This is a genomic window from Hydrogenophaga borbori (assembly GCF_003417535.1).
In the GTDB taxonomy this organism is placed as follows: domain Bacteria; phylum Pseudomonadota; class Gammaproteobacteria; order Burkholderiales; family Burkholderiaceae_C; genus Hydrogenophaga; species Hydrogenophaga borbori.
Genome location: NZ_QVLS01000017.1, coordinates 18,208 through 34,438, shown reverse-complemented (window position 1 = coordinate 34,438; position 16,231 = coordinate 18,208). Strand labels below are relative to the sequence as shown.

The window sequence follows — 16,231 nt, the reverse complement described above, 5'->3', positions numbered from 1 at the left end:
AGGGAGTACCAGTCGGAGAAGAGATCAAACCGCCGGTGCGTCTGCCGCCATTGCTGTTCTTCGGACCTCCGGGTGTGAGCAAGGCCCACCTTTGCGATTCCCTGGCCAAAATGCTTGGCGTGTGCTCCTGCCCCTGAGGGGCGTTCATCATGCCGGGCTTCTCTGTAACGGAACGGTTCGAAATCCTGGGACAGGGTCAATCCGCGTGCCCGCCTGCCGTGCCAGGATGGCGGCCGCATCGTCCAGCGCGCCGATGCCGGCCAGGGCGCCGGTGCGGTCCACGAAGTCGCAAGCGGCACGCACCTTCGGGCCCATGGACCCCGCGGCGAAGTCCATGCCGCTCAGTTCCAGCGGCGTCACGTCGCCGAGCGCGCGCTGGTCGGGCGTGCCCCAGCCGGTGAACACGGCGGGCACGTCGGTGAGCATGAGAAACGCATCCGCCTGCAGCTCGGCGGCGAGCAGGCCGCTGGCGTGGTCCTTGTCGATCACGGCCTCCACGCCGATGTGGGTGCCGTCTGGGCGGCGCACCACCGGGATGCCGCCACCGCCCGCGCAGATCACCGTCACGCCCTGGTCGACCAGCAGGCGGATGACCTCGATCTCGAGGATGCGCAGGGGCCTGGGCGAGGGCACCACGCGTCGCCAGGCCGGGCCATCGGGGGCAATGGCCCACCCGCGCTGCTGCTGCAGTGAGCGCGCCTGCGCTTCGCTGTAGACCGGGCCCACGGGCTTGTCCGGTGCGCCGAAAGCGGCGTCGCGCGGGTCCACCTCCACCTGCGTCAGCAGTGTGGCGAAGCGCGCCGGCCCGGGGCAGGCGTTGTCCAGCTCCTGCTGCAACACGTAGCCGATCATTCCCTCGGTCTCGGCGCCCAGCACGTCGAGCGGAAAACGGCCCTGGCCGGCGGTCTCGCCCTGCAGCGCCAGCAGGCCCACCTGCGGCCCGTTGCCGTGGGTGACGACCAGGCGGTGCCCATCCTCCATGAGCCGCGCGAGCGCCGTCGCGGCGCGGCGGATGTTGTCGCGCTGCGTGGCGGCGCTCACCGGCTCGCCGCGCCGCAGCAGTGCGTTGCCACCCAGGGCCACCACCACGCGGGCCATGTCAACCGCCCAGGGTGGCCACCAGAACCGCCTTGATGGTGTGCATGCGGTTTTCGGCCTGGTCGAACACGATGGAGGCCGGGCTTTCGAAGACCTCGTCGTCGACTTCCATGGCACCGATGCCATACAGCTTCTCCATCTGCGCGCCCACTTCCGTTTCGTTGTTGTGAAAGGCGGGCAGGCAATGCATGAAGCGCACGCGCGGATTGCCGGTCAAGGCCATCGCGCGCGCGTTGACCTGGTAGGGCAGCAGCAGGCGGATGCGTTCCGCCCACACGGATTCGGGCTCGCCCATCGACACCCAGACATCGGTGTAGAGAAAGTCGCAGCCCTTCACGCCCTCGGCCAGGTCCTCGGTCAGCCGCACGCGGGCGCCGCTGTCCCGCGACAGCGCCTTCGCTTCGTCGACCACGGCCGCGTCGGGCCACAGGCTGCGCGGCCCGCACAGGCGCACGTCCATGCCGAGCTTGGCAGCGCCCGTCAGCAGCGAGTTGCCCATGTTGTTGCCGGTGTCGCCGAGGAAGCAGAAGGCCACGTCGCGCAGGGGTTTGTCGCAGTGTTCGCGCATGGTCATGAAGTCGGCCAGGATCTGCGTCGGGTGGAACTGGTCGGTGAGCCCGTTGTACACGGGCACGCCCGACCACTTCGCCAGCGTCTCGACGACCGACTGCCCATGGCCGCGGTACTCGATCGCGTCGTAGACGCGGCCCAGCACCCGCGCGGTGTCCTTGATGGATTCCTTGTGGCCGATGTGGCTGCCCGAGGGGCCAAGATAGGTCACCGTGGCGCCCTGGTCGTGCGCCGCCACTTCGAAGCCGACGCGCGTGCGCGTCGAGTCCTTCTCGAAGATCAGGGCGATCTCCTTGCCGCGCAGCAGGGCCTGTTCGGTGCCAGCGTACTTGGCCGTCTTCAGGTCGGCGGCGAGCTTGAGCAGAAAGCCGATCTCGGCCGCCGAATAGTCGCTCAGCGTGAGGAAGCTGCGGTTGCGCAGGTTGATGGCCATGGCGCGCCTTTCGGTGGTGTCGGGCTGTCGCGGCGGCGGCCTCAGGCCTCACGCCACAGCGGGCAGGTCATGCAGTGCGCCCCGCCGCGGCCCCGGCCGAGTTCGCCGCCGCGGATGGTGATGACCTCGATGCCCGCCTTGCGCAGCAGGGTGTTGGTGTGGGTGTTGCGGTCGTAGCCGATGACCACGCCGGGTTCGAGGGCGACCACGTTGTTGCCGTCGTCCCATTGCTCGCGCGCCTGCTCGTAGCCGTCTCCCCCGGTGGGAATGACGCGCAGCGCCTTCAGACCCAGGCATTGCGCCACCACGTCGAACAGCGGCTGCTTCTCGGTGCGGCATTGAATGCCGCCGCGGTCGTTCGGGTAAAGGCTGTGGCAGACGATCTGCATCGCCACCTCAACGAAGCTGGTCACGGTGTCGCGGTCGCAGAACGAGAACACGGTGTCCAGGTGCATGGCCGCGCGCGAGCGCGGCATCTGGCAGGCCACCACGCGCTGCACGGCGCCGGCGGCGAACAGGGCCTGGGCCAGTTGCCCCACGGCCTGCGGGGTGCTGCGCTCGCCCATGCCCACCAGCACCACCCCGTGGCCGATGGGCATGATGTCGCCGCCTTCCAGCGTGGCCGGTCCGTGGTCGGTATCGGGGTCGCCCCACCACACGGGGAAGCCGGCCTGCGCGAACAGGGGGTGGAATCGGTACACGGCGGCCGTCAGCAGCGTTTCCTGGCGGCGGGCCGGCCAGTGCATGGGGTTGAGGCTCACGCCACCGCAGATCCACGCGCTGGTGTCGCGGGTGAACATCAGGTTGGGCAGCGGCGGCAGCACGAAACCGTCGGGGCCGAGGTAGGGGCCGAACATGCCTTCGGGCTTGAAGGGCAGCTCGTGCACCGCAAGGCCGCCCACCAGGTGGCGCGCCAGCTGCGCGGGGGGCAGTTCCCACAGCCAGCCCCTGAGTTCGTCGAGCATGCCCACGCCCACGTGGTTCGGCGTGATCCGGCGCTGCAGCACCCAGTCGCGCGCGCTGGGGATGGCCAGGGTCTCGCTCAGGAGCTGGCCCATCTCCAGCACCTCGACGCCGCGGTCCTGCATCTTGGTGACGAAGTCGAAGTGGTCGGTGCGCGCCTGCTGCACCCAGAAGACGTCGTCGAACAGCATCGCCTCGCGGTTGGCGGGGGTGAGGCGTTCGTGGGCCAGCCCGGGCGAGCCGACCAGCACGCGGCGCAGCTTGCCGACCTCGGAATGCACGCCGAAGCGGGCCGGGCTCGACACGGGCGAAGGGGGCGCGTTCACAGCAGGACCGCCGCGCTCAGCGAGGCCATGCTGAGCAAGGCCAGCATCAGCATCAGCGGCCAGATGAAGCGCAGCCAGCGCTGGTAGGGCACGCGCCCGATGGCCAGCGCGCCGACCACCACCGCGTAGGTGGGCGTGACCAGGTTGGTGATGCCGATCGCGGTCTGGAACGCGGTGACGGCGAGGTCGCGCGGCACGCCGGCGAAATCCGACAGGGGCGCCAGGATCGGCATGCTCAGCACCGCCAGCCCCGAGGTGGACGGCACCAGCAGGCTCAGCAGACCCTCGGTGGCAAAGAGCGCGTTCACGAAGGCCACGTTGGACATGCCGCCGATCCAGCCCTCCAGCGCGTGCAGGATGGTGTCGGTGATTTTTCCCTGGTCCATGATCACCACGATGCCGCGCGCCAGGCCGATCACCAGGGCCACACCGAGCAAGTCACGCGCGCCGTCGACGAAGGCGTTGGTGAACGGCTTCTCCCCCATCCAGGCCACCAGGCCCACGGCGATGGCCGACGCCAGGAAGAGCGCCGACATCTCGGCCATCCACCAGCCGCGCAGCGCCACGCCCCAGACCATGGCGACGAAGGTCGCGCCGAACAGGACCAGGATGATCTGTTGCCGTCCGGTGAGCACCTGGTCGCGGTGGCTCTCGCGGTGGCGCAGGAAGTGGGCTTCGTTGGACGCCTTGAGATCGGCCACCAGCGAGCGGGACGGGTCCTGGCGGACGCGCTCCGCGTAGCGCATCACGTAGGCCACGCAGATCAGCCAACCCAGCGCCAGGATCACCAGCCGCAAGGCCATGCCCTGGGTGAAGGGGATGCCGGCGGCGTTGGAGGCGATGGCGGTCGAGAAGGGGTTGATGGTGGAGCCGAGCACGCCGACCCCGGCCCCCACCATGATCACGGCCACGCCCGTGAGCGCGTCGTAGCCCACCGCGATCATCAGCGGCAGCAGCAGCACATAGAAGGCGAGGGTCTCTTCCGCCATGCCGTAGGTGGTGCCGCCCGCGGCGAACAGCAGCATCAGCACCGGAATCATCCATTTCTCGCGGCCCTGCATGCGCAGCATGACGCGTTCGATGCCGGTGTTGATGGCGCCGCTGGCGTTGACCACGCCCAGGAAGCCGCCGACCACGAGCACGAACAGGGAGACGTCGATGGCGTTGGCCACGCCCGTGGCCTGGTTGTAGAAGCCCGTGATGGGGGCCATCAGCACGTCGAGCGCGCCTTGCGGCGCGGCGTCGACGACCTGGTACGTGCCCGGCACCGGGGTGTCCTTGCCCAGGGCCTCATTGGCCACGCGTTCGTACTGGCCCGCCGGCAGCAGCCAGGTGAGCGCGGCCATCAGCACGATCAGCGCGAACAGGATGGTGTAGGCGGTGGGGAACCGGTCCTGCGCGGAGGGCAGGGGGACGGGGGCCGCGCCCGCGATGGGCTCTGCCTGGTTGGCCATGGTGTTGCCTCCTTGTGCGCCCATGTGTGCCCTGCCGGATGGCAAGGGAGTCGCCTGGCGCTCGGGGCATTCTTGGCCGGTGGTGACCGGCGCGCCTTGACGCTGGTCAAGAACGGTGGTGGTCGCGCCGCGGCCGAACCCACCCGGGCCGCCTCGCAGCGCCGCTCGATACCCCCCGCTTCAACGGGCCTTCCTGGCCTTGGCCGCGGCAGCGGGCTTGGGCCGGGCGCTCGCTTCGTCGAGCCACAACAGCGTGTCGGTGTGCACCATGAAGCGGTGCAGGTAGTCGGGCGAGAGTTCGCTCAGCAGGCTCAGGGTGCGCAGCACGAGCATGTGCGAATTGAGCGGGCCGGCGGCCTCGGGGCCGCGTTGCACGGCCTGCGCCACTTCGTCTTCGGCGCAGAGGCGCGCCCAGCTGTCGTGGAAGGCCTGCGCGCTGCGCAGCTCGGGCCGTGCCGTGCCGGCCGGCTGGGTGCGTTGCCCGATGTGCTGGTTGAGCTGGGCCAGGGGCGTGAGCGGCGGCTTCGACCGCGGGCGAAGCGCGCGCTCGACCGGCGCCGGCTCGCTCGCCGCGGCCTCGGCCGGTGGCAGCGAGGCCAGCGTCGCCATCAGCCGGCGCTGCACGGCCTCGGGCGCGGTCTGCATGCGGCGCGCCAGCGCCGCCCGGTAGTGGGCGCGCACGGCCTCGGCGTCAGTCACGCTGGGCCCCCCGGGCGCCATGGCCGGCCTTGGGCACCGGCGCCATTTCCACGCGGCGGTTGAGCGCGCGGCCCTTCTCGTCGGCGTTGGAGGCCACGGGTTGTTCGGCGCCGAAGGCGGCGCTGAACACGCGCTGCGGCGGCATGCCTTCCTGGATGAGGGCGCGCGTGACCGTGAGCGCGCGCTGCGCCGAGAGCTCCAGGTTGTCGGCGAAGCGCTGGTTGCCCGACTGCACCGGCCGGTCGTCGGTGAAGCCGCTGACCATCAGCATCTCGTCGCGCTCGCCCAGGTAGACCTGCAGCGGCGGCACCAGGCTTTGCAGGATCTGCCGTCCCTCGGGCCGCAGTTCGTCGGAGTTGAGCGCGAACAGCACGCTGCCGCTGATGCCGATGCGGCCGTTGTCCAGGGTCACGCGGCCGTTCTGCAGCGGAATGGCCAGGGCCTTCTCCAGGGCCATGCGGCGCTGCTCCTCCTGTTCGCGCTTGCGCACCTCGGCCTGCAGGCTGTTCACCAGGTCCATCTGCACCACGAGCACGCCGACGAGGATGAGCACAAAGGCGCCCACGAGGCCGGACATCAGGTCGCCGAACACCGCCCACACCGGCGCGCCGTGCCCGCCGCCCTCGGTGTCGTCGGGGCGTTCGTCCAGGCCGGCCATCATGCGGCCGTCCCCCCGGGCGGCGCGCGCAGGCGGCGCAGGTCTTCCACGATGCCCTGCTGCGAGCTGATGCTGAGGTCGATCACCTCTCGGGCCTGGGCCACGTAGTAGGCGAGCTGTTCGTCGCTGCGCGCGACCGATTGCGTGACGGCGCCTTCGACGCGCTGCAGGCTGTCGATGAGCGCCTCCTGCGAGCGGCTGAACAGCGCCACGCCGTGGTTGAAGGCCTCGCCCAGGCTGGCCAGTTCGATGGCGCTGGCGCCGACCTGCGCGGCCACTTCGTCGGCGCGCACGGCCTGCGCGCCTACGGTGTCGGCGAACTGGCGGCCCACCCGGTCGAGCACGGCGCCGGCCGAGCCGACCAGCGATTCGATGGCCGCGCGCTGCTCGGCGGTGGCCTGCTGAACGGACTGCAGGAGGGCGTCGATGTGCTGCATCAGCGTGGCGCGCTCCTGCAGGGCGCTGTTGTCGCGCTCGGTGAGCTGGCTCATGTCCTGGCGCAGCCGCGCGATCACCTCGGCGGCGGCCCGGGGCGCTTCGGCGGCCGTCTCGATCAGGCGCGCCATGGGGGCTTCGAGCGCGAGGGCCAGGCTGGCGAGTTGCGTGGACAGCTGCTGGTTCAGCGAGGCCTGCAGTTCGCCCAGCCGCTGCACGGCGGCCTCGCCGCGCGCCGCCTCTTCGCCGCGCAGGCCGGCGAGTTCCTCGCGCCAGCGGGTCGCCGTGTCCTGCAGGGTCTGCGCCACGGCCTGCTGCTGCGCCAGGGTCTGCGCCCCGAGCCGGCGCCATTCGTCCTGCAGGGCCGCGGCCGTGTCCTGCAGGGCGGCGGCCCAGGCGGCCTGGCGCTCGCGTTCTGCCGCGCTGTGCTCGGCCTGCGAGCGGCCCAGCGTGTCCTGCACCTGGGCGAGCAGGGCGCCACTGCGCTGCTCGAAGGTGGTGGTGAAGGCGACCAGCGCCTGGTCCAGGCCCTGCAGCTGCGTGCGCACCAGGGCGTCGACGCGCTCGTGTTGCCGCGTGGCTTCCTGGGTGAGGGCATTCATGGCCTTGTCCACCGCAGCCTGCAGGCCTTCGCCCGCGGCCCGCGCGCTGGCGTCCAGGCTGTGCTGCAGCGATTGCTCCACCGAGCGGGCCAGCCCGCCATAGGCGTCGCCCGACGCCGACAGGAACTGGGCCTGCCGCGCCAGCAGCTGCTCGTCGAGCTGCTGGCTGCGCTGCTCGATCCGCTCCATGAGCACCTGCAGCCGGTCCGCCACCGCGGGCAGGGCGCTGGCCTGCTGCTGCAGGGCGTCGACCGTGGCCTGGCGCTGGTGCGCGAGCGAGAACGGGCGGAACACCGTGGCCACGCGCGCGTCGAGCTGGCGCGCCGCCTCGGCGCGCTCGCGCCGGGCGATGGCCGACATCAGGCCCAGCATGGCCGAGGTGGCCACGCCCACCACCGAGGTGCCGAAGGCCAGGCCCAGGCCCTTGATGGGCGCGGCCAGCGCCGAGCGGATGGCCTGCAGGTCGGCCGAGCCCTCGAGCGTGAACACCACGCCCTTGAAGGTGAGGACCATGCCGAGGAAGGTGCCGAGCATGCCCAGCATCACCAGCAGGCCGATGAGGTAGGGCGTGAGCGCCAGGCCGGGCAGGGCGCCGCGCTCGCTTTCGATGCGCTGGCGCACCGCGTCGCGCAGGGGGGGCGGCACGCTGGCCAGCCAGTCCTCGAGCGCGGCCAGGGGCTGGGGCACCTGGGCCAGCGCCTGGGACAGCGCCGCGCTGGCCTGCCGGTAGCGCCGGATCTCCTGCGCGCCCATGAGGTACACGCCGCCGATGAGCGCGGTCATGGCCAGGGCCAGGCCGCTGGACCCCACGAAGCCCGCGCCGATCCAGACGACGGACAGCAGGCCAAGGACGAAGGCGGAGACGAAGAACAGTCGGTTCACGGAAAGGCGGTTCACGGGGTGTCGATGGAGGGGGAAGCATGGGACGGGCCCAGCGCTTCGATCATGCCGGTCACCGGCTGCAGGCGCAGATCGAGTTCGGCGAGCAGGGCCTGCCGCAGCTCCTGCTCGAACACCTCGGGCCAGGCGTCGGACGGGGTCTGGCGCAGCTGCTCGAAGCGCGCCTTGAGGAAGGCGGGCACGCCGGACAGCAGCCGCTGCTCGCGCCCGCCGATCAGCTGGTCCAGGGTGGCGTCCAGCGCGGCCAGCTGCGCCAGCCGGGGCGAGGTGGCGGCCAGCGCCTGGCGAACGTGGGCGCGAAAGGCGCCGATGGCGGTGTCCATGCGGCGCTGCTGGTCGAGGCAGCGCTGGTGGATGGCGCCGAAGTGGCTGTCGTCCGCGCCGATCGGCTGCCGGGGCGGCGTGGCGATGCCCTGCTCCAGCGTGGCGCGCAGGCCCTGCAGCCCGGCCCGCAGCTGGGCGGCGTGGGACCGGCCGGTCGGCTGCCGTGGTGCAGCCGCCGACGGCAAGGCCTGGTGGGTGGCGTGCAAGGCGATGGCGTCGCGCACGTCCAGCCATTCGGCCAGGCGCTCGGCAAGGTCCCGCCGGGGGGCCTCGGCCGGCGCGGGCAGGTACCCGGCGAGCTGGCGCACCAGGGCGGAGCGGTGGGATCGGCTGCGCAAAACGGTCGGTGGCGCCTTCGGGGGCGCGGGGGTCAACAGGCGGATGAATGGGGGCGCGAGCGCCCCGCATTGTCCTCTACCCGGGCGCGGGGCCGGATGGCCGAGCAGCGCCAAGGCGGCGGGCCGCTGGCGCTAGGCGCCGCGCAGGCTGCGTCCGCTCAGGGCGTCGCGGATCGGGGTGGGCCGCTCGAGGCCACCCAGGGGGAGGTCGAGAAGGGCGTCGAGGTCCGCGCCGGCGAACTGTTGCCACAGCTCGGCCACGCTGCGGGCCGCGGGCTGGCCGTGCCGGTTCGCGCTGGTGGACACCAGCGCGCCGCCGGCGGCCCGGCACAGCCCGGCCGCCGGGCCATGGGCGGTGACGCGCACCGCGATGCCCTGGTGCGCACCCGCCACCACCGCGGGCGCGCTCGCCGCGCGCGGCAGCACCCAGGTGTGGGGGCCGGGCCAGCTGGCGCGCACCTCGGCCAGCGCCTCGGGGGCCAGCCGCGCCCAGTCCACGAAGGGGTCGAGCTGCGCCTCGCTCGCGGCGATGAGCAGGAAGCCCTGCGTGGTGGGGCGTCGCTTGAGCCGGTAGATGCGCTGCACCGCCGCCGCGTTGAAGGGGTCGCAGCCCAGGCCGAACACCGCTTCGGTGGGGTAGGCGACCACGCCACCGCGGCGGACCGCGTCGGCCACCGCGTCCAGGGACGCGGGCGAACGCCGCCGGCTCAGAGGTCGTGCCCCAGGAAGTCCCGCAGCTCCTCGGTCTGGGGGTGGTCGAGCACGTCCGCCGGGCCCACCTCCCAGACCTTGCCCTGGTGCATGAAGACGAGCTGGTCCGCGATCTTGCGGGCGAAGTTCATCTCGTGCGTGACCATCACCATGGTCATGCCCTGGTCCGCCAGGCCTTCGATGACGCGCAGCACCTCGCCGGTGAGCTGCGGGTCGAGCGCGGAGGTCACTTCATCGAACAGCATCACCTTGGGTTGCATCGCGAGCGAGCGGGCGATGGCCGCGCGCTGCTGCTGGCCGCCCGACAGCTGCTCGGGGTAGGCGTCGAACTTCTCCGACAGGCCCACCTGACTCAGGCACTGCTGGGCCAGCGCGATGGCCTGCGCCTTGCCCAGCTTTTTCACGCTGCGCGGCGCGAGCATGATGTTCTCGCCGATCGTCAGGTGCGGGAACAGGTTGTAGCTCTGGAACACGATGCCCACGTCCAGGCGCAGCTGCCGCAGGTCCAGCGTGGGGTCGGTGAGCACGTGGCCGCACACCTGGATGTGGCCGCGGTTCACCTTCTCGAGCCGGTCGATGCAGCGCAGCGCGGTGCTCTTGCCGGAGCCGGACTTGCCGATGAGCACCGTGACCTCGCCGCGCTTGACCTGAAAGCTCACGCCCTTGAGGACTTCGATCTGGCCGAAGCTCTTGTGCACATCGCGCAGCACCACGATGTCGTTCGCGGAATCGGCGGTGCCGGCGGCGGTCGGGACAAGGTCATTCATAAGGTCTTCTTTCATGGAGAGGCTCACGCGCTGCGCATGCCGCGCGCCATGCGTTGCTCCAGCCGCCGGCTCAGGGCCGACAGCGGATAGCAGAGCAGAAAGTAGATCAGCGCCACGACCACGAAGGTGATGAAGGGCTGGAAGGTGGAGTTGTTGATCAGCTGGCCCGCCCGCGTCAGGTCGACGAAGCTCACCGCCGACGCCAGCGAGGTGTTCTTGACGATCTGCACCATGAAGCCGACGGTGCCCGGCGTGGCGTTGCGGATGGCCTGCGGAATGATCACCTTGAACATGCGCTGCGTGCGGCTCAGCGCCAGGCACTCGGCCGCCTCCCACTGCGCCTTGGGCACCGACTGGATGCTGCCGCGCCAGAACTCGCCGAGGTAGGCGCCGACCCAGATCGTCATGGACAGCGTCGCCGCCATCAGCGGCGACACCGCCAGGCCCAGCGCCGGCAGGCCGAAGTAGCCCGCGAACATGATGACCAGCAGCGGCACGCCCTGGACCACCTGGATGTAGGCCGCCGCGATGGCGCGCAGCCAGGCGAAGCGAGAGACGCGGCACAGCGCGATCAGCAGCCCCATCAGGCCACCGCCGATGAAGGCGCAGGCCGACAGCGCGACCGTCCACAGGGCGCCCTGGAGCAGGAATTGAACGTGGACAAGACCAAAGGTGGGCATCGTTCGCTCTCCCTTCAAAGCGGCGTGCCGAGGCGGCGGCGGCGCGGAAAGATCACCAGGCCGAGCAGCCAGAACCCCAGCCGCATGACCAGCGCCAGGCCGAAGTACATGAAGCCGATCGTGATGTAGGTCTCCATTGGCCGGAACGAGACGCCCTGGATGTAGTTGGCGTTGCCGGTGAGCTCGGCCACCGAGATCTGCGAGGTGATGGAGGAGGCCAGCATCAGCAGGATGAACTGGCTGGTGAGCGAGGGGTAGACGCGCTCCACGGCCGGGCGCAGCACCACGTGCCAGTACACCTGGGCGCGCGACAGGCCCAGGCACTCGGCCGCTTCCCATTGGCCGGCATGTACCGAGTTGAAGCCGGCGCGCATGATCTCGCCCGTGTACGCGCCCACGTTGATGGTGAGCGCGATGATGGCCACCGAGAAGGCGCTCATCGTGATGCCGATCGAGGACAGGCCGAAGAAGACGAGGAAGATCTGCACCAGGAACGGGGTATTGCGGATGCCTTCCACGTAGCCCGCGCACAGCGCCGACAGCCAGCGCACGCTCGAATTGCGGCCGATGGCGCAGAGCGTGCCGATCACGAACCCCAGCAGGGTGGCGGCGGCGGCCAGCTGCAGCGTCACCAGCGCACCGTCCAGCAGCATCGGCCATCGTTCGAGGATGGGAGTGAAGTCCAGGGTCACCGTCGTGCCTCCGATGGGGTTGCCCGCGCGCGCGGGATCAAGCCGAGACTGGGGGCGCCTTGCGGTCGCCGAACATCAGGCCGGCGGCACGGAAGCCGCCGTCGACGTTGAGCGTGTGGCCCTGCACGTAGCGCGCTTCGTCCGAGCAGAGGAACACGGCCGCGTCGCCGATTTCCTCGGGCGTGCCATAGCGCACCATGGGCACGAGGTAGTTGTAGGCGCTGCGCGTGGCGGCGTCGTGTGCGGTCGCGGCCATCTCGGTCTCGATGGCGCCGGGCGCGATGTTGTTCACGTTGATGCCGTGCGGCGACAGCTCGACCGCCATCACCTTGGTGAGCAGCTCCAGGCCGGCCTTGGCCGCGCCGTAGGCGCCGCGGCCGTTGCCGCCGCGCTGGCCCGAGAGCGAGGCGATGTTGATGATCTTGCCGCCGTGGCCCTGCGCCACCATGCGCCGGGCGCAGGCCTGCGCCACGATGAAGGCGCCGGTGAGGTTGATGGCGATGGTGCGGTTCCAGTTCTCCAGCGTGATGTCCAGGAACGGGGTGTTGCCGCCGATGCCGGCGTTGTTGATGAGGATGTCGAGCCGGCCGAGCTGGGTGGTGACGTCCTTGAGCAGCGTCTCCACCGAGCGCGGATCGGCCACGTCGACCACGAAGCCGTGCGCCTGGGCGCCGGCCTCGCGCAGTTTGGCGGCCGCCGCGTTGGCGCCCTGGGGGTTGATGTCGGCGATGGCGATGACGGCGCCCTGGCGCGCGAGGGCCGTGGCGATGGCGAAGCCGATGCCGCGGGCACCGCCGGTGATGAGGGCGATCTTTGCTTGCAGTCTCATGAAGGGTCCTGTGGTGGTGAGGGCGTGCGGCGGTTCAGTGTGGGTCTCTGACCGCCGTGAAAAAGTCGGGGGCGCCGGTCTGGCCGCCCTTGAGGGCGATCTCCAGGCCGTCGATGGCGGGGTCGGTCGAATGGGCGCGGCACAGCGGCACGCCCGGCGACAGCGGCGCGATGGCGGTCAGCGCGTCGATGCCCAGGCGCGAGGCCGCGTGGCTGGAGGTGTCGCCGCCGGAGATGACGGCGCGCCGCAGGCCGCACTGGCGCACCAGGGCGTTGAGGACGTCGCCGAGGGCGGCACCGAGCCGGTCGTTGACGGTGGCGATCGGCGTGCCGCTGGCCCGCACGGCGTCGCGGAACGCGGCCACGCGCGGATCGTCGGGGCCGGTGGCGGTGAAGACCAGCGGGTCGCGACCCCGCGCGATGGCCTCGCGGCCGAGCGCGCTCACGCGCCGCACCTCGGCGGCCAGCAGGTCCTCGTGGACCGCCAGCCGCGCGTCCAGCACGATGGGCTCGAAGCCCCGCGCGCAGGCGTGCTCGATCTGCGCCGCCGTGATCGGCGACACCGAGCCCGACACGGCCGCGAGGCGCTCCGCGCGGGCGCAGCCGGCGCTGGCGGAGGCGGACGGCATCAGCCCGGCCGCGCGCCAGTGCGCCACCAGCGCCTGCTCGACGCCTTGCGAGCCCAGGACAAACTGCGGCGCCGCGCCCCGTTCCCAGATCAGACGACCGGCCTCGCGCAGGGTTTCCGGGTCCAGCACGTCCACCGAGACGATGGCCGCGCCGCGTTCGATCTCCTGCGCCAGCAGCGCATCGGCCCGGCCGCGTTTCATGCTGGCGAAATCCACCAGGCCCACGCGCAGATCGGTCTGCGCGGCCAGGTGGCGGCCCAGGTCGGCCTCGTGCATGGGCGTGGTGGGGTGGGCCGCCATGGTGGGGTGGCGGTCGAGCCGGTAGCCCACGCCGTTGGCGTGCGCGAACAGGTTGCCGAAGGCCTGGAAACGGCCCATGCCGGGGTCCGACACCACGAGCGGGATCCACCCCGCGAAGCGCCGCCGGGCGATCTCGGCCGCGCGGCCGATGTTGCCGATGTGGGGCGCCGAGTCGAAGGTCGAGCACACCTTGTAGTGGACGACGGGCGCGCCGATGCCGGCGAGCTGCTCGAAGACCGCGGGCAGGTGCTGCTCCATCCACTCGGGCGGTCGCGAGCGCGCCACGCCCGCCACGCCGATGGCGCGGTAGTGCGCGAAACGGGCCAGGCGCTCGGGCGTGGGCGGCGCGAGGAACAGGATGGTCTCGAGCCCGGCGAAGGCCAGCACCTCCATGGCCGCCGACGAGCCCGTGAAGTCGTCGCCATAGAAGGCGATCAGCGGCCCCGGGGGGAGCGGACGGGCGCCGCTCACGCAGCGGCCTCCATCGCCGATTGCAGCGCCGGGTGGGTGCGCGCGTAGTCGGCCTGCGGCACGCCCTGCAGCGCCGCGTCCCAGGCTTCGCGCAGGGCGCTCACGCCGGCGCCCGGGCCTTGCGGGTGGGCCAGGATGCCGCCGCCAGCGGTGACGATCAGGTCGGTGGTGTTGACGGCCGCGTAGGTGCCCGGCACCTGCGTGACGCCCTGGCCCGAGGAGAACACGGGCATCACGGTGCAGGGCTTGTCCGCGAACAGCGGTTCGAGGCAGGCGCGCGCCGACGCGATCACGCTGTCGTCGGGCTCGGAGAACTTGTTGGCCAGGCCGTTGACGTGCATGTGGTCGGCGCCGGCCAGGCGCCAGATCTTGCTCCACGCGGTGAACGACCAGCCCAGCAGCGGGTGGCGCGACAGGTAGCCCCAGCCGTTGCGGTGCGCGTGGATGGGCAGCTGCGAGAACTTCGCCAATTCGATCATGCCCGCCAGGCCCACGGAGTTGATGCTGGCCATCAGGCAGGTCGCGCCGTGCGCGAGCAGCACGTCGTGGCGGCGCTTCATCTCCTCGACGTCGCCGGTGAGGTTGAAGGCGTACATGGGCTTTTTGCCGGTGCGGTCCGCGCTGGCGTTCACCTCGCGCATCACCGCGGCCACGCGCTCGTTGAACGGGCAGTTGGGTCCGTCGGCCTGCAGTTCGTCGTCCTTGATGAAATCGATGCCGGCGGCGCAGAGCTGGGCCACCAGGGCCGCCGTGTCCTCGGCGGAGAAGCCGACACTGGGCTTGATGATGGTACCGATGAGGGGGCGCCCCTTCACCCCGGTCAGCCGGCGCGTGCCCTCGGCGCCGAACTTGGGCCCCGGGTAAGCGGCGGCGAAGGGCTGGGGCAGGCGGATGTCGAGCAGGCGCAGGCCGCTCACCTGGCGCAGCTCGAACAGGTTGCCCGCCACCGTGGCCATCAGGTTGGGCAGGGAAGGCCCCAGCGTGGCCAGCGGCCAGGAAAGCGTGAGCCGGGCGCGGACCAGGGACTCGCCCGCGGGCGTCGGTGTCGAGGTGGGCAGCGCGCGCGCGCCGGTGAAGCGCTCGATGACCTCCAGCTTCTCCACCCGCGCCGCCGCGCGCTCGAGCAGCTCGGGCGTTTCGCCCGGCACGCGGACGAAGGTGCCGCTGGACTGCTCCCCGGCGATGGTGGCCGCCACGCGCTCCGGGTCGTCCGGTGTCTCGAGGAGGTAGTCCGCTTCAATACGGTGCTGCTGCATGGCGTTTCCAGGGGTGGGTCGGATGGCGTGCCGGGCGAAGGCCCATGGCGCGCCCGCGCGTGCGTGCGCGGGCGCCAGGAACAAGGAAGAATCGGCGGGGCGTGTGCGGGGCCCGGCCCGCACACGGGCGCGTGGCTCAGGGCTGCAGGAGCTCGGCGGGCACGTCGACGCCGTGGTGCTTGCGGTAGAGCGCGTTGAGCTTGCCGCTCTTGGCGTTGACCGCGATCCACTCGTTGAGCTTGGCCAGCAGCGCGGGCTCGCCCTTCTTCACGCCCATGGCGATCGGGAACTGCTTGATCACCAGCTTGGCCTCGAAGGGCTTGGCGCCCGCGCGCTGGTTGATGGCCTTCATCTGCGGGTCGCCCAGGCCCACGTAGGTGGCCTGGCCCGACAGGGCCGCCGTGATGACGGTGGCATCGTCGTCGAAACGCACCACGTTGATGCCCAGGGCCGAGGCACGGGCGGTCAGCTCCACGTCCTGCATGGTGCTGCGCACCACCGCGATGGACTTGCCCTTCAGGTCGCCCCAGTCCCTCACGCTCTTGTCGGCCACCGGCGCGATCACCGTGGTGCGGATGAAGGAATACGGCTTGGTGAAGTCCACCACCTTGGCGCGCTCTTCGGTCACGGAGAGCGAGGAGATCACCACATCGGCCTTGTCGGTGTTGACGTTGGGAATGCGCGTGGGGCCGGTGGTGTTGATGAATTCCACCTCCACGCCCCAGTCGGCGGCCAGCGCACGCGCCACCTCGACGTCGGAACCGGTGGGTTGCAGCGACCCGTCGAGCATGCCGAAGGGCGGGATGCCCATGTCGGTGGCGACGCGCAGCTTCTTGCGGCTGTTGATGTTGGCCAGAACGTCCGCGCTGGCGGGCAGGGCGAGCGCGAGGCCCAGGGCCGCGACGAGGGCGCTGGCGTGACGGCGGTGGATGTTCATGTTTTGTCTCCTGGTCGTTGAGGCCGGATGGCCTGCGGAATGGGATGCACACGCGCGGCCCGGGCGCCGGGTTTCTGCGGTCAAAATCTGACAGCTGCGCGCTCGATGTTCAGGGTAAACCCTGAGATTTCCCATTGCGTTAACGGCAAATGCTGGGAAA

16 protein-coding genes are annotated in these 16,231 nt (G+C 71.1%); all 16 read right to left on the bottom strand.

Translation table 11 applies throughout. From position 1 onward, the window contains the following. Positions 1–147: 147 nt before the first annotated feature. Positions 148–1,098 carry a carbamate kinase gene (gene arcC / locus DY262_RS20390; RefSeq protein WP_116960906.1) on the bottom strand — a complete coding sequence of 317 codons (951 nt, stop codon included), beginning with the start codon at positions 1,096–1,098 and terminating at the stop codon, positions 148–150. A 1-nt stretch (position 1,099) separates the two neighbouring features. Beyond that, positions 1,100–2,101 carry an ornithine carbamoyltransferase gene (argF, locus tag DY262_RS20385; protein WP_116960905.1) on the bottom strand — a complete coding sequence of 334 codons (1,002 nt, stop codon included), beginning with the start codon at positions 2,099–2,101 and terminating at the stop codon, positions 1,100–1,102. A gap of 41 nt (positions 2,102–2,142) precedes the next feature. After that, positions 2,143–3,369, bottom strand: coding sequence for an arginine deiminase (locus tag DY262_RS20380; protein ID WP_245981134.1), 1,227 nt, complete (start codon positions 3,367–3,369; stop codon positions 2,143–2,145). A gap of 17 nt (positions 3,370–3,386) precedes the next feature. Further along, complete coding sequence (locus tag DY262_RS20375; protein ID WP_116960903.1) at positions 3,387–4,844, bottom strand: YfcC family protein; 1,458 nt, start codon at positions 4,842–4,844, stop codon at positions 3,387–3,389. A 180-nt stretch (positions 4,845–5,024) separates the two neighbouring features. Continuing rightward, complete coding sequence (locus tag DY262_RS20370) at positions 5,025–5,543, bottom strand: DUF2894 domain-containing protein (RefSeq protein WP_181936581.1); 519 nt, start codon at positions 5,541–5,543, stop codon at positions 5,025–5,027. Further along, positions 5,536–6,201, bottom strand: coding sequence for an OmpA family protein (locus DY262_RS20365; protein ID WP_181936588.1), 666 nt, complete (start codon positions 6,199–6,201; stop codon positions 5,536–5,538). Before DY262_RS20365 ends, DY262_RS20370 begins: the two co-directional genes overlap by 8 nt. Next, complete coding sequence (locus DY262_RS21880) at positions 6,201–8,135, bottom strand: hypothetical protein (RefSeq protein WP_245981132.1); 1,935 nt, start codon at positions 8,133–8,135, stop codon at positions 6,201–6,203. The genes DY262_RS20365 and DY262_RS21880 overlap by 1 nt, the downstream gene beginning before the upstream one ends. After that, positions 8,132–8,800: a DUF3348 family protein gene (locus DY262_RS20360; RefSeq protein ID WP_181936580.1), complete on the bottom strand. Its 669-nt coding sequence runs from the start codon at positions 8,798–8,800 to the stop codon at positions 8,132–8,134. The genes DY262_RS21880 and DY262_RS20360 overlap by 4 nt, the downstream gene beginning before the upstream one ends. Positions 8,801–8,932: 132 nt before the next feature. Continuing rightward, a complete protein-coding gene (tsaC, locus tag DY262_RS20355; RefSeq protein ID WP_220377580.1) occupies positions 8,933–9,475 on the bottom strand; it encodes an L-threonylcarbamoyladenylate synthase type 1 TsaC in 543 nt (180 codons plus the stop codon). A gap of 32 nt (positions 9,476–9,507) precedes the next feature. Next, positions 9,508–10,278 (bottom strand): amino acid ABC transporter ATP-binding protein, encoded by a 771-nt coding sequence (locus tag DY262_RS20350; protein WP_116960899.1) that lies wholly within the window; start codon positions 10,276–10,278, stop codon positions 9,508–9,510. 23 nt (positions 10,279–10,301) lie between these two features. Further along, positions 10,302–10,958, bottom strand: a complete 657-nt coding sequence (locus tag DY262_RS20345; protein WP_116960898.1) for an amino acid ABC transporter permease — start codon at positions 10,956–10,958, stop codon at positions 10,302–10,304. Between the two features lie 14 nt (positions 10,959–10,972). Then, positions 10,973–11,611 (bottom strand): amino acid ABC transporter permease, encoded by a 639-nt coding sequence (locus DY262_RS20340; RefSeq protein WP_116960897.1) that lies wholly within the window; start codon positions 11,609–11,611, stop codon positions 10,973–10,975. Positions 11,612–11,687: 76 nt separating this feature from the next. Further along, positions 11,688–12,479 carry an SDR family NAD(P)-dependent oxidoreductase gene (locus tag DY262_RS20335; RefSeq protein WP_116960896.1) on the bottom strand — a complete coding sequence of 264 codons (792 nt, stop codon included), beginning with the start codon at positions 12,477–12,479 and terminating at the stop codon, positions 11,688–11,690. 34 nt (positions 12,480–12,513) lie between these two features. Beyond that, positions 12,514–13,878: a four-carbon acid sugar kinase family protein gene (locus tag DY262_RS20330; RefSeq protein ID WP_116960895.1), complete on the bottom strand. Its 1,365-nt coding sequence runs from the start codon at positions 13,876–13,878 to the stop codon at positions 12,514–12,516. Next, complete coding sequence (locus tag DY262_RS20325; RefSeq protein WP_116960894.1) at positions 13,875–15,134, bottom strand: ribulose-bisphosphate carboxylase large subunit family protein; 1,260 nt, start codon at positions 15,132–15,134, stop codon at positions 13,875–13,877. Before DY262_RS20325 ends, DY262_RS20330 begins: the two co-directional genes overlap by 4 nt. A 136-nt stretch (positions 15,135–15,270) precedes the next feature. Then, positions 15,271–16,071, bottom strand: coding sequence for a transporter substrate-binding domain-containing protein (locus tag DY262_RS20320; protein ID WP_116960893.1), 801 nt, complete (start codon positions 16,069–16,071; stop codon positions 15,271–15,273). Positions 16,072–16,231: the final 160 nt, after the last annotated feature.

Bases quoted from the DNA above. Each gene is read 5' to 3' on its own strand.
- DY262_RS20365 (WP_181936588.1), bottom strand. From the start codon at position 6,201: ATGGCCGGCCTGGACGAACGCCCCGACGACACCGAGGGCGGCGGGCAC.
- arcC (WP_116960906.1), bottom strand. From the start codon at position 1,098: ATGGCCCGCGTGGTGGTGGCCCTGGGTGGCAACGCACTGCTGCGGCGC.
- DY262_RS20345 (WP_116960898.1), bottom strand. From the start codon at position 10,958: ATGCCCACCTTTGGTCTTGTCCACGTTCAATTCCTGCTCCAGGGCGCC.
- DY262_RS20375 (WP_116960903.1), bottom strand. From the start codon at position 4,844: ATGGCCAACCAGGCAGAGCCCATCGCGGGCGCGGCCCCCGTCCCCCTG.
- DY262_RS20350 (WP_116960899.1), bottom strand. From the start codon at position 10,278: ATGAATGACCTTGTCCCGACCGCCGCCGGCACCGCCGATTCCGCGAAC.
- DY262_RS20340 (WP_116960897.1), bottom strand. From the start codon at position 11,611: ATGCTGCTGGACGGTGCGCTGGTGACGCTGCAGCTGGCCGCCGCCGCC.
- DY262_RS20335 (WP_116960896.1), bottom strand. From the start codon at position 12,479: ATGAGACTGCAAGCAAAGATCGCCCTCATCACCGGCGGTGCCCGCGGC.
- DY262_RS20320 (WP_116960893.1), bottom strand. From the start codon at position 16,071: ATGAACATCCACCGCCGTCACGCCAGCGCCCTCGTCGCGGCCCTGGGC.
- argF (WP_116960905.1), bottom strand. From the start codon at position 2,101: ATGGCCATCAACCTGCGCAACCGCAGCTTCCTCACGCTGAGCGACTAT.
- DY262_RS20325 (WP_116960894.1), bottom strand. From the start codon at position 15,134: ATGCAGCAGCACCGTATTGAAGCGGACTACCTCCTCGAGACACCGGAC.